Genomic DNA, 12,074 nt, shown 5'->3' on the forward strand with positions numbered 1-12,074 from the left:
GTTGATTAACTTATCGACAATAACTGGTTAGCGCGCTGCTCGTTTTCATCGACGCTGGTGATGATTTTCATCTGCATCTCGAAGCGACGGGCGTTGGCTATCATGTCGGTCATGGCTTCCACGGGTTTCACGTTACTGCCTTCCAGCACCCCGGACATCAGAGTGACAGTCGGGTCGGCCTGCAACGTCGCGCCGCGGGCGGTCTGCGCCTGCTGGTTTAAACGAAACAGTCCGTCGTCGCCGCGAACCACTTCCTTCGCGCTGGCTTTAACCATCTTCAGACGGCCCACCGGCGCGATAGTGTTCGGGGCGTCGCCCGGGTTCAGTACGGAAATCGTACCGTCGGCGGCGATCGTGACTTCCGCGCCTTCCGGCACCACGACCGGACCGCCCTCACCCATCACAGGATTTCCCTGAATGGTGAGCTGGCCGGTCGCCGTGCGCTGGATGTTACCGTTGCGGGTATACGCTTCGGTGCCATCGGGTGCCTGCACCGCCAGCCAGCCGTCGCTGCCCTGAATGGCAACGTCCAGCGGACGGGAGGTGTAGTCGAGCGACCCCTGGCTCATATTCACGCCAGGGGTGGACGCCGTGACCAGCGTGCGGGTTGGCAATGACAGCCCTTCTACCGGCACGGCGCGCAGCGCGTTGAGCTGAGCACGAAAGCCAGGCGTTGATGCGTTGGCCAGGTTGCTCGCCGTGACAGACTGCTGGTTTAGCGTCTGACTGGCGGCGCCCATGGCGGTATAAATTGCGTGATCCATTAAGCCATCCCTTCAGACAATTAGCGCAGGTTAACCAGGGTATTGAGGATCTGGTCCTGAGTCTTGATGGTCTGCGCGTTCGACTGGTAGTTACGCTGCGCGACGATCATGTTGACCAGTTCTTTACTCAGGTCGACGTTGGACGCTTCGAGCGCGCCGCTGGTCAGCTTGCCGAAGTTGCCGGTACCGGCAGAGCCCAGCAGCGCCACGCCAGAGGCGGTGCTTGCAGACCAGACGTTATCGCCCTGGGAAGAGAGACCTTCCGGGTTGGCGAAGTTCGCCAGCACGATCTGACCCAAAAGCTGGCTCTTCTCGTTGGAGTAGTTACCCACCAGGCTGCCGTCTTCGTTTACCTGATAACCCACCAGGTCGCCCGGCTTGTAGCCGTTCTGGTTGGAGGTCAGGAGGACGTTAGCGCCGGAGTTCTGCTGAGTGGTGCCGGTCAGGTTCATGCTGAAGGTGAATGCCGCAGAGCCGTTCAGGGACGCCACAGAAATCGGCACCTGCTGGGAGCCCGCCGGCGCCGCGTTAGTGATGCTGGTCAGAGCGCCGCTGTCGCTGAAAGTCAGGCTGGTCAGTTTGGTCGGTGTTGAGCCGCTTACGCTGGTGTCGTTGTTATAGACATCCCACTGGTTATCCGCGGTTTTCACGTAGTACAGCTTCAGGTTGTGTTCGTTACCGAGGCTATCGTAAACGGTCAGCGGCACGCTTTTGTTAAAGGTGCTGGAGTTAGCCGGATCGAACGGAGACTGCGCCGGAACATCGTCAGAGGAGTTCAGGTTCATCACGAAGTTCGCGCTGGTGGTCTGGCTTGCCGGCATCTGCGCGGTCGGGATGGTCAGCGGAATCGGGTCTGCGCCCTGCTGAATGGTCGGCGGGGTGCCGGTTGCCGGGTAGCCGGTCACCTGCATACCCTGCATGTTCACCAAGTTGCTTTTTTCGTCCAGTTTGAACTGGCCGTTACGGCTGTAGAACACGCCGCCGTTGCTGTCGAGCAGACGGAAAAAACCGTTCTGGCTGATAGCCACGTCGAGCTTACGGCCGGTGTTGGTGGTCACGCCGTCGCCGAAGTCCTGGGTGATACCCGCAACTTTAACGCCGAGGCCCGCTTTCGAACCGGCAAACATGTCGGCGAAAGAGACGGAGCCAGACTTAAAACCATAAGTGGCGGAGTTGGCAATGTTGTTGCCGATAACGTCGAGGTTGGTGCTGGCAGCATTCAGACCGCTGACCGCTTGTGAAAAGGCCATTTCTTACTCCTGATAAGATTGAAGGCTTAAATAATTTGCCGTACCTGGTCGAGTGTGGTGGTCCCGTAGGTGCCGAGATCCAGCAGGCTCGCGCCGTTGCTTCGCGTAATGCCGTTCACCAGCGCGAAGTTAAGCGGCTGTGCGACCAGCTGGGTGCCTCCGTTGCTTGCGGCAATGGAGACGTTGTAGGAGCCATCCGGCGCCTTAGTGCCGTCGCTCATCGTGCCATCCCATGAGAAGGTATGAACGCCAGCGCTCAGCGCGCCGATTTCGATGGTACGAACGACTTTCCCGCTCTTATCAGTGACAGTGGCGGTAACTTTATCTGCGGCCTGTTGCAACTCGACGCCAAACGGTGTCGTGGTCTCTTTGCCGGTCAGAATGGTGCTGCCCGGGATCATCACGCCGTGACCGATAAGCGCGCTCGCCGCAAGCGACTGGCTGTTATCGATCTGGCCGGAGATAGATCCGAGCGTGGTGTTCAGTTTCTCGATGCCACTCACGGTGCTGATCTGCGCAAGCTGCGTGGTCAGTTCGTTGTTCTGCATCGGGTTGGTGGGGTCCTGGTTTTTCAGCTGCGCCACCAAAAGCGTCAGGAAGCTGCTTTGCAGATCCGAGGCGTTGCTCCCGGTCAGACTGCTGCCTGCGGTTGCGCTGCTGGTACTGCTGGTGCTGTAACTTTCGTTAATGCTGGACGTAACCGACATTGTTTTCTCCTTTATTGACCGAGCGTGAGCGTTTTCAGCATCATGCTTTTCACGGTGTTCAGCACTTCAACGTTGGCCTGGTAGCTGCGGGAGGCGGACATGGAGTTCACCATCTCGCCGACCACGTCAACGTTCGGCATACGGACATACCCCTTGGCATCCGCCAGCGGGTTGCCTGGCTCGTAGACCAGTTTGTCCGGCGCCTGGCTTTCCACGACATCCGTCACCTTTACACCGCCGGTCGCAGCACCTGGTGCGGCGTCAACCTGGAAAACCACCTGCTTTGCGCGATAAGGCTGACCATCCGGCCCGGTCGCACTGTCGGCGTTGGCAAGGTTACTTGCCGCCACGTTCATGCGTTTGGATTGCGCGGTCATCGCGGAACCGGCAATGTCGAAAATATTTAAAAGCGCCATCGCTTTTTAACCCTTACTGTTGCTGCAGCACGGACATCATGCTTTTGATTTGGCCGCCAAGAACCTGCAGATCGGTCTGATACTTCAGGCTATTGTCAGCAAACTGGGTACGCTCACGGTCCATATCGACGGTGTTGCCATCCATAGACGGCTGATCCGGCACGCGGTACAGCAAATCAAGAGAAGCGCCGGTCGACGCCTGAGCCGGAATATGGCGCGATGAAGTCATGGCGAGCGTCATGGTGCTGCCTGACGCGCGGCCCTGATCCATCACTTTTTTCAGTTGGCTGGCGAAATCAATATCGCGCGCCTGATAACCTGGGGTATCGGCGTTGGCGATATTGGCCGCCAGAATCTCCTGACGCTGAGCGCGTAAATTGATAGCTTCCTGTTGGAAGCGCAGCGCGGCGTCCAGTTTATCGAGCATGATTCCTCCACTTAGTCTGGTGAGTGTGCACAGCTTACTGTTCCTCACGCGTGCGTTATCGTTGGAATAAACGCAAAATGCGTCGCTATTTGTTGCCTTGAACAAAAACAGAGCAGAGTAGAATCCTCCCTGTTCCGAAAGTGGAGAAGTGCAATGAAGAGCCTGAAATTCTGTCTCGCCGCGGGTTTACTGCTGTTAAGCCCCGGCATTTTCGCCGATGCGCTCAACGCGCAGCTGACGCCGTTTTTTCTGCAGCGTCTGGCAGGAATTAGCGATGCGGTAGTGGTGACGGTGAAAACGCCGGAGCCGCAGAGACTCACCTGCGACAATCCTGAGTTCAGCCTGCCGGGCAACGCGCGTTTATGGGGAAACCTCAGCGTGCAGGTTCGTTGCGGCGAGCAGAAACGGTACATGCAGGTGAATGTACAGGCCTTCGGAAACTACGTGGTGGCCAGTCAGCCTGTCGCGCGCGGCGGCATGCTGGATGAGTCTAACGTCCGCCTGGAACGCGGCCGTCTGGATCTCCTGCCGCCAAACGCTATGCTCAATCTTGACCAGGCGCGCGAAGCTGTTACTCTGCGTGACCTCGCGGCAAACCAGCCGGTGATGCTGTCGATGGTGCGTCAGTCCTGGCGCGTAAAAGCGGGTCAGCAAGTCCAGATCCTCGCCAACGGCGAAGGCTTTAGCATCAATGGCGAAGGCCGCGCCCTCAACAATGCGGCGGTGGCGCAAAACGCCCGGGTCAGAATGGCCTCAGGCCAGGTGGTTAGCGGCATCGTGGGTTCTGATGGGATTATTCTGATTAACCTGTAATCTTTATAAAGAATTCATCGTGGCTGCCGATATAGTTAATCAACTAACGATGAATATCGGCTCTACGCCGCGAGCCCCTCTATGAGGAAAAAATCAATGAGCATTGAACGCACGTCACCCCTGAAACCAGTGAGTACGGTGCAACCGCGCGAAAACAGTGAACCGCAGGCACCGAAAGCCCGTCCAACGGAAACCGCGGCGGCTGGCAGCGCCAGCGTCACCTTAAGCGGCGCCCAGGCAAAACTGATGAAGCCAGGCGCTGATGATATCAACGTTGAGCGTGTGGAAGCGCTGAAGGCCGCCATTCGTAATGGCGAGCTGAAAATGGACACCGGCAAAATCGCCGATGCGCTTATCCAGGAAGCTCAGAGTTTCTTGCAGGATAAATAACCTATGAGCCGTCTGTCAGAAGTGTTAGACCAAATGACAACTGTCCTGAATTCGCTGAAATCTGTGATGGATGCGGAGCAGCAGCAGTTATCCGCGGGCAGTCTCAACAGCAGTGCGCTTCAGCGCATCACTGAAGAGAAAAGCTCGCTGCTGGCCACGCTGGACTATCTTGAACAGCAGCGCCGCAGCGAACAGAAAACGCACCGTGACGCGCCGCCGGACATGGCGCAACGCTGGCAGACGATCACTCAGAAAACCCTGCACCTGCGCGATTTAAATATGCATAACGGCTGGTTGCTCGAAGGGCAAATGGCGCGTAACCAGCAGGCGCTGGCGGTGTTAAAGCCGATGCAAGAGCCAGCGCTTTACGGCGCGAACGGGCAGACTGCCGCGAATATGCATCGCGGCGGGAAGAAAATCGCCATCTGACCGCAAGGTTACGGGTAAAAAACGCCATTCCGGCAGGGAAATCCTGCCGGAAGGTTTTTTCACATCTGAATAAAAGCACACTGAAAATCGCCTATAAAAAAACGCGCCGGGGAAACCCACTGGCGCGTTTTTGTAATAGCGTTTACCGCCGTTCGGTTTACACCGTACGACGCGCGAAATCCCGCACGCGGAAGCCAAGCACGGTGAGCGTCGCGAAATACGCGATAACGCCTGCGACTACCACGCCCGCAAGACGCAGCAGACGCAGCGGCATGCTACCCTGCGCCCAGTCCGGCATGAAATGCATCACGCCGATAAGCGCCGCGGACATCACCAGCACCGCGATAATCAGCCGCGTCAAAAAGGCGCCCCACCCCGGCTGCGGCTGGAAAATTTTACGCTTACGCAGCTGCCAGTAGAGCAGGCTCGCGTTAAGACAGGCCGCAAGACCAATCGAGAGCGCCAGCCCCGCATGTTTCAGCGGCCCGATAAACGCGAGGTTCATCACTTGGGTCATGATGAGCGTCACGATGGCGATTTTCACCGGCGTTTTGATGTCCTGGCGCGAATAGAACCCCGGCGCCAGCACTTTCACCACAATCAGCCCCATCAGTCCGACCGAGTACGCCACCAGCGCCTGTTGGGTCATCAGCGCGTCGTGACCGGAGAATTTGCCGTACTGGAACAGCGAAACGGTCAGCGGTTTAGCAAGAATGCCGAGCGCCACCGCGCTTGGCAGCGCCAGTAAAAAGCACAGGCGCAGCCCCCAGTCCATCAGGCGCGAATATTCGTCGTGGTTGCCGCTCGCGAAGCTTCTCGACAGCGAGGGCAGCAGGATAGTCCCGAGCGCCACGCCCAGTACGCCGGACGGAAACTCCATCAGGCGGTCAGCGTAATACATCCAGGAGACCGAGCCGGAGACCAGAAACGAGGCGAAAATCGTGTTGATAATGAGCGAGATCTGGCTCACCGACACGCCGAGAATGGCCGGCCCCATCTGTTTCATGACGCGCATCGCGCCCGCATCTTTAAAGTTAATGCGCGGCAGCACCAGCATGCCGATTTTCTTCAGGTGCGGCAGTTGATAAACGAGCTGCAACACGCCGCCGACCGTGACCGCCCACGCGAGCGCCAGCACCGGCGGGTTAAAATACGGCGCGGCGAAAAGCGCAAAACCGATCATGCTGATATTAAGAAACGTGGGCGCAAACGCCGGCACCGAAAAACGGTTCCAGGTGTTAAGGATTGCGCCCGCGAGCGAGGCCAGCGAAATCAGCAGAATATAAGGAAAGGTAATACGCAGTAGCGACGAGGTGAGCGCGAATTTGTCGGCCGTATCAGCAAAACCCGGCGCGGTCACCAGAATCACCCAGGGTGCGGCCAGCATACCGGCTATCGTCACCACAAAGAGCGCCAGCGTCAGCAGGCCAGAGACATACGCCACAAACACGCGCGTAGCGTCTTCGCCCTGCTTGCTTTTATATTCGGCGAGGATCGGCACAAACGCCTGCGAGAACGCGCCTTCGGCGAAGATGCGACGCAACAGGTTCGGCAGTTTAAACGCCACGAAGAAGGCGTCGGTCGCCATCCCGGCCCCGAACACCCGCGCCACAATGGCGTCGCGCGCAAACCCGAGCACGCGGGAAAACATCGTCATCGAGCTGACCGCAGCCAGCGACTTCAGTAAATTCATTGTTGTTCTTTCCCATAAACACCGACGCCTGCAGGGCAGGCGTCTGGGGGCTTTTCAGCGAAGCGCTTAGTCTACTCGACTGAAAGGGAAATACTACTGGCAGATGCGCCCACCGTTACTCGCGCATCGCCTCGCGCCAGAGCCGCTCCACCACGCGCTGGGCAAGAAGCGCCTGCTCGCCGGCGGTTTCAGGAACCGTCTGATTCTGCACGCAGTCGATGAAGTGCCGCGCGCAACCCGCAAAACCGCGCTGCTCCAGCGTGCTCTGCCAGCCAGGCACCGGGCGTTGCACCACGCCTGCGCCGCGCTCTTCGCGCCACTCGCGCATGTCGGTTACGTCAATCAGCGCGCCGTCGGTGACCGCCTGCACCCACTCGCGCTGGCTACCGGCGCGACGGTGCATACTGGTGGTGATGGACAGATCGCCGCGGCGGAAATGGTGTTCGGCGTACCACATCTCGCCCTGCGCGGTGGTTTGCAACGCGCCGCTCGTAAGCGTCGCCTCGCCGCCGCCGAGCCACAGCGCGGTATCTACCAGATGCAGATAATCATCCAGCAGCGTGAAGCGCAGGTCATGCGGGCCAACGCTGTCGGCGCGGTGTTTATCCATGCGCAGCGACGCCCCCGCGCCCATCGCGTTTTTCAGATCGCGATAGAGCGGCGCGAAACGGCGGTTGAAGCCGACCATCAGCGTCAGATGGCGCTGTTTGGCCTGCGTCACCAGACGCTCGGCGTCGGCGAGGTTTTCCGCCAGCGGTTTATCGACGCAGATATGGACGCCCGCGTTCAGCAATTCGCTGACCACCTGGTAATGACTGCTGGTGGCGCTGTGGACAAAAACCGCGTCGCACTGCGCGGCCAGCGCCTGTAGCGAATCGATATACGGCATCCGGTACGCCTCGCAGACCGGCAGCGCTTTCGCACGCGTCGGGGAGAACGCCCCCACGAGCGTCCAGTCCGTCGCCTGTGACAGCACCGGCAACCAGGCTTTTTGCGCAATACCGCCAAGCCCGACAACCCCAACGCGTAATTTCGCCACGATTATTCTCCCAGGTGACCTAACAATGATTCGAGGCGCTCGCGCAGTTCCGCCACCTCAAGTTCCAGCGCCTCAACGCGCGCGGTTAAGGCGTCGGTATCCACGCCTGCGGTTTCGTTACTGGCGGCAAGCGTTGCGGTATCCGGCTCGCCGCAAAAAAGATGCATATAGCGGCTTTCACGCTTGCCCGGCTCGCGCGGCAGACGCGTGACAAACGGCCCGTCCTCACGGGTGGCGAGCGTCTCAAGCGCGCTTTCAAGCGCCGCCGTGTCGCTGAATTCATGCATGCGCGCTGCGCGACTGCGCAACTCGCCCGGCGTCTGCGCGCCGCGCAGCAGCAGGGTTGTGACCAGCGCGACTTCGGCAGGCGAGAATTTCAGATCGCCAAATTCAGAATTACAAAAGCGCTGCTCATATTTGGTCACGCGATTGCCGAAACCGCTGACGGTGCGCAGATAATGGCGTTTCACCAGCTGATCCAGCGTCTCCTGCACCTGCGCCTCGCTCAGGTTCATCACCGGCTCGCGGTTGGTTTTCTGATTGCAGGCCGTCACCACGCCGTTGACCGAGAGCGGGTATTGCTCAGGCGTGGTGACCTGTTTTTCCAGCATACAGCCGATGACGCGCGCTTCCAGCGCGCTAAACTGATGTTTCATGGTTTTCTCCTCAGCGCCCCGGCGTCCATTCGCGCGCGGTGAGCGCGGTCAGCACGTGATCGCGCCAGACGCCGTCTATCAGTAAGTAATCTTTGGCATAGCCTTCTTTTTCAAACCCGAGGCGTGCCAGCAGATCGCCGCTGCGCTGGTTGTGCGGCATATAGTTAGCCATGATGCGGTGCATATGCTGGCTGCGCTGCATGTAGCGAATGGCGCTGGTGAGCGCTTCAAACATCAGCCCCTGCCCCTGCCACTTTTCGCCCAACGAATAGCCAAGATAACAGGCGTGGAACGAGCCGCGCACCACATTGGAAAAGTTAGCGACGCCGCGGATTTCCGTTTCGTCCGGATCGAGCAGCGCAAAGTAAAAGGCGCTGCCCTGTTTGTGGAGTTCGTTGATCATGCCAAGCCGCGCCTGCCAGCCCGAGGGGTAGCAGTGGCTTTCATCACGGACAGGCTCCCAGGGTTTCAGAAACTGGCGGTTCTCGGCGTAGTAATCCGCCAGCCGCCATGCGTCGCGATCGTGCACCAGGCGCACCACCAGGCGATCGGTTGTTAATCTTACTTTCGGCACGTTACTTCGGTAGCCAAACATCGATACCCTGCTCCTTTCTCGGCATTATTCCTCACTCCAGCCCCGGACAGCGCGCCATCGCGGGCATTACGTTTTACTATAACCGCGCCGAACAAAACAGTGAAAACAGCAACATGCCATTCTTTGACGCGTCACGCGGCCTGACGATGAATTTCATCAATCAATCATAGCGATCGATAAAAAAATATTGTCGCGCAAAACATCACCACCGCGCCCGTGAGGCCGTAAGATAGTGCGGTCTCTTCGCTTTTTTCCCGGGAGGGGAAATGTCCAGCGTGTCGCAGGCAAGGAGCCTGGGTAAATATTTCCTGTTAATTGACAACATGCTCGTGGTTCTGGGCTTTTTCGTCGTCTTTCCGCTTATTTCCATCCGCTTTGTCGACAGCCTCGGCTGGGCCGCGCTTATGGTGGGTATCGCGCTCGGCCTGCGCCAGCTCGTTCAGCAAGGGCTTGGGATTTTCGGCGGTGCCATCGCTGACCGTCTGGGCGCGCGGCCAATGATCGTCACCGGTATGCTGCTGCGCGCGGCAGGCTTTGCGACGATGGCGGTGGCTCACGAACCGTGGGTGCTGTGGCTCTCCTGCGTGCTCTCCGGGCTTGGCGGAACGCTCTTCGACCCGCCGCGCTCGGCGCTGGTGGTGAAGCTGGTGCGTCCTCAGGAGCGCGGCCGCTTTTTCTCCCTGCTGATGATGCAGGACAGCGCCGGTGCCGTGACGGGCGCGCTTATCGGCAGCTGGTTGCTGCAATACGATTTCCGGCTGGTGTGCGGCGTCGGCGCGCTGCTGTTTGTGCTTTGCGCGGGTTTTAACGCCTGGCTGCTGCCGGACTGGAAGCTCTCCACGGTGCGCACGCCGCTGCGCGAAGGCATGGGCCGCGTCCTGCGCGACAGGCGCTTCGTCACCTACGTGCTGACGCTGACCGGCTATTACATGCTGGCGGTGCAGGTGATGCTGATGCTGCCGGTGATGGTTAACGATATCGCGGGCGAACCGGCGGCGGTGAAATGGATGTACGCCATTGAAGCCGTGCTGTCGCTGACGCTGCTCTATCCGCTGGCGCGCTGGAGCGAAAAACGTTTTCGCCTTGAACAGCGCCTGATGGCCGGGCTGCTGGTGATGACGTTCAGCCTGGTGCCGATTGGCCTTGCAAGCAACCTGCAACAACTCTTTACCTTAATTTGCCTCTTTTATATCGGCTCGATTATCGCCGAACCGGCGCGTGAAACCCTGAGCGCGTCGCTCGCGGACGCCCGCGCCCGCGGCAGCTATATGGGCTTTAGCCGTCTTGGCCTCGCTTTCGGCGGCGCGCTTGGCTACGCGGGCGGCGGCTGGCTGTTTGACGCAGGCCGCGCGCTTCATACGCCAGAGCTGCCGTGGGCGATGCTGGGTGTGATAGGCGTCGGGACATTCCTGATGCTCTGGTGGCAGTTCAGCCAGAAACGGCTCGCGCCGGGGCTTCTGGAGCAGGAAAGTTAAGACCGGGGAGCGTTTGCTCCCCTGCGTTTTCTCTTCCATACTTAAAAATCAGTCACCTGAGCAGGAGGAGAAACGTGAAGTTATATATTTACGATCACTGTCCGTTCTGTCTGAAAGCGCGCATGATTTTCGGGCTGAAAAACCTTCCGGTGGAGCTTATCGTGATGTCTAACGATGACGAAGCCACGCCCACCCGCATGATTGGCCAGAAGATGGCCCCGATTCTGCAAAAAGACGACAGCCGCTACCTGCCGGAAAGCATGGATATCGTTCACTACGTCGATAATCTCGACGGCAAACCGCTGCTCACCGGCAAGCGCAACCCGGCGATTGAAGAGTGGCTGCGCCGCGTTAACGGCTACGTTAACCGCCTGCTGCTCCCGCGCTTCGCCAAAGCGCCGTTCGATGAGTTCGCCACCCCCGAGGCGCGCCGTTACTTTACCGAGAAAAAAGAGGCGGCGATTGGGTCCTTTGAAGAGCACATGTCTCACTCCGCCGGGCTGATTAAAAACATCAGCGACGACCTGCGTGCGCTTGATAAACACATCGTTCAGCCGAACGCCGTGAACGGCGAGCTTTCTGAAGATGATATTCATCTCTTCCCGCTGCTGCGCAACCTGACGCTGGTTGCGGGCGTCAACTACCCTACCCGCGTCGCCGACTACCGCGACAACATGGCCAAGCAGACGCAAATTAATCTGCTGTCAAAAATGGCTATCTGACGACAGCGCCGGTGGCCTCCACCGGCGTTTTAAGCCGAATCCGCTTTTGCCGCTTCCACTGGCGGGGCATCCTGCTTTGTGTCAGGATCGCCCGACAGCACCAGAACGAGGGAAGCTTATGAAAAAAATGTTAGTCGCCGCAGCGCTTATCGTCAGCGGCTTGCTGGTGGGATGTAACCAGCTCACGCAATACACCGTCACCGAACAGGACATCAATCAGGCGCTGCAAAAGCGTAATAACTATGCCAAAGATATCGGCGTGCCGGGCCTTGCCGACGCGCATATTGTCTTAACGAATCTGAACAGCGCCATTGGCCGCGAAGAGCCGAATAAAATCACGCTTAACGGCGATGCGAGCCTCGATATGACGTCGCTGTTCGGCAACCAGAAGGCGCTGGTGAAGCTCAAACTGAAAGCGCTGCCGACGTTCGATAAGGAGAAAGGCGCTATTTATCTGCGCGAAATGGAAGTGGTCGACAGCAGCATCACGCCGGACAAAATGGCGCCGGTCCTGGAAACGTTAATGCCGTATCTGAATAAATCCCTGCGCAGTTACTTTGAACAGCGTCCGGCCTATGTGCTGAGCGAAGACCGTACCAAAGGCGAAGCGCTGGCGAAAAAATTCGCCAAAGGGCTTGAAGTAAAACCAGGCGAAATCGTCATCCCGTTGACCGATTAACGCCACGCCGGGGGCGCAA

15 protein-coding genes are annotated in these 12,074 nt (G+C 58.7%); 6 read left to right on the top strand and 9 right to left on the bottom strand.

The features are described from left to right. Nucleotides 1-5: 5 nt before the first annotated feature. The 5 genes from G6041_RS07720 to flgB are packed head-to-tail and all read right to left on the bottom strand — an operon-like array spanning nucleotide 6 to nucleotide 3,564. Nucleotides 6-764, bottom strand: a complete 759-nt coding sequence (locus G6041_RS07720; protein ID WP_004385211.1) for a flagellar basal body rod protein FlgF — start codon at nucleotides 762-764, stop codon at nucleotides 6-8. A gap of 20 nt (nucleotides 765-784) precedes the next feature. Continuing rightward, complete coding sequence (flgE, locus tag G6041_RS07725; RefSeq protein ID WP_007888947.1) at nucleotides 785-2,014, bottom strand: flagellar hook protein FlgE; 1,230 nt, start codon at nucleotides 2,012-2,014, stop codon at nucleotides 785-787. A gap of 26 nt (nucleotides 2,015-2,040) precedes the next feature. After that, nucleotides 2,041-2,721: a flagellar hook assembly protein FlgD gene (gene flgD, locus G6041_RS07730; protein WP_004385213.1), complete on the bottom strand. Its 681-nt coding sequence runs from the start codon at nucleotides 2,719-2,721 to the stop codon at nucleotides 2,041-2,043. Nucleotides 2,722-2,732: 11 nt separating this feature from the next. After that, on the bottom strand, nucleotides 2,733-3,137 hold the full coding sequence (gene flgC / locus G6041_RS07735) for a flagellar basal body rod protein FlgC (RefSeq protein ID WP_004385214.1): 405 nt from the start codon (nucleotides 3,135-3,137) through the stop codon (nucleotides 2,733-2,735). A 13-nt stretch (nucleotides 3,138-3,150) separates the two neighbouring features. Beyond that, nucleotides 3,151-3,564: a flagellar basal body rod protein FlgB gene (gene flgB, locus G6041_RS07740; RefSeq protein WP_004385215.1), complete on the bottom strand. Its 414-nt coding sequence runs from the start codon at nucleotides 3,562-3,564 to the stop codon at nucleotides 3,151-3,153. A gap of 153 nt (nucleotides 3,565-3,717) precedes the next feature. Between flgB and flgA the strand changes: the two genes are divergently transcribed. The 3 genes from flgA (at nucleotide 3,718) to flgN (ending at nucleotide 5,196) form a co-directional block, all read left to right on the top strand. Continuing rightward, nucleotides 3,718-4,377, top strand: coding sequence for a flagellar basal body P-ring formation chaperone FlgA (gene flgA, locus G6041_RS07745; protein WP_012125091.1), 660 nt, complete (start codon nucleotides 3,718-3,720; stop codon nucleotides 4,375-4,377). A 96-nt stretch (nucleotides 4,378-4,473) separates the two neighbouring features. Beyond that, nucleotides 4,474-4,767, top strand: a complete 294-nt coding sequence (flgM, locus tag G6041_RS07750) for a flagellar biosynthesis anti-sigma factor FlgM (RefSeq protein WP_004385218.1) — start codon at nucleotides 4,474-4,476, stop codon at nucleotides 4,765-4,767. A 3-nt stretch (nucleotides 4,768-4,770) separates the two neighbouring features. Next, nucleotides 4,771-5,196 carry a flagella biosynthesis chaperone FlgN gene (gene flgN / locus G6041_RS07755; protein WP_004385219.1) on the top strand — a complete coding sequence of 142 codons (426 nt, stop codon included), beginning with the start codon at nucleotides 4,771-4,773 and terminating at the stop codon, nucleotides 5,194-5,196. A gap of 157 nt (nucleotides 5,197-5,353) precedes the next feature. Here flgN and murJ read toward each other — a convergent pair whose 3' ends face one another. From murJ to rimJ, 4 genes are all read right to left on the bottom strand, one after another. After that, on the bottom strand, nucleotides 5,354-6,889 hold the full coding sequence (murJ, locus tag G6041_RS07760) for a murein biosynthesis integral membrane protein MurJ (protein ID WP_007866771.1): 1,536 nt from the start codon (nucleotides 6,887-6,889) through the stop codon (nucleotides 5,354-5,356). A gap of 115 nt (nucleotides 6,890-7,004) precedes the next feature. After that, complete coding sequence (locus G6041_RS07765) at nucleotides 7,005-7,928, bottom strand: Gfo/Idh/MocA family protein (protein ID WP_012125094.1); 924 nt, start codon at nucleotides 7,926-7,928, stop codon at nucleotides 7,005-7,007. Between the two features lie 2 nt (nucleotides 7,929-7,930). Beyond that, nucleotides 7,931-8,584, bottom strand: coding sequence for a YceH family protein (locus G6041_RS07770; RefSeq protein WP_012125095.1), 654 nt, complete (start codon nucleotides 8,582-8,584; stop codon nucleotides 7,931-7,933). A 10-nt stretch (nucleotides 8,585-8,594) separates the two neighbouring features. Then, nucleotides 8,595-9,179, bottom strand: coding sequence for a ribosomal protein S5-alanine N-acetyltransferase (gene rimJ, locus G6041_RS07775; RefSeq protein ID WP_004385224.1), 585 nt, complete (start codon nucleotides 9,177-9,179; stop codon nucleotides 8,595-8,597). A gap of 266 nt (nucleotides 9,180-9,445) precedes the next feature. On the opposite strand from rimJ, the gene mdtH reads away from it, so the two are divergent. The 3 genes from mdtH (at nucleotide 9,446) to G6041_RS07790 (ending at nucleotide 12,055) form a co-directional block, all read left to right on the top strand. Further along, the gene (gene mdtH / locus G6041_RS07780) at nucleotides 9,446-10,654 is read left to right on the top strand and encodes a multidrug efflux MFS transporter MdtH (protein WP_007866766.1); all 1,209 of its coding nucleotides are present in this window, start codon (nucleotides 9,446-9,448) and stop codon (nucleotides 10,652-10,654) included. A gap of 74 nt (nucleotides 10,655-10,728) precedes the next feature. Continuing rightward, complete coding sequence (gene grxB, locus G6041_RS07785) at nucleotides 10,729-11,376, top strand: glutaredoxin 2 (protein ID WP_007888955.1); 648 nt, start codon at nucleotides 10,729-10,731, stop codon at nucleotides 11,374-11,376. A gap of 118 nt (nucleotides 11,377-11,494) precedes the next feature. After that, nucleotides 11,495-12,055, top strand: a complete 561-nt coding sequence (locus tag G6041_RS07790) for a lipoprotein (RefSeq protein WP_004385231.1) — start codon at nucleotides 11,495-11,497, stop codon at nucleotides 12,053-12,055. Nucleotides 12,056-12,074: the final 19 nt, after the last annotated feature.

Source organism: Cronobacter sp. HA18003 (assembly GCF_011605905.1).
Taxonomy (GTDB): domain Bacteria; phylum Pseudomonadota; class Gammaproteobacteria; order Enterobacterales; family Enterobacteriaceae; genus Cronobacter; species Cronobacter sakazakii.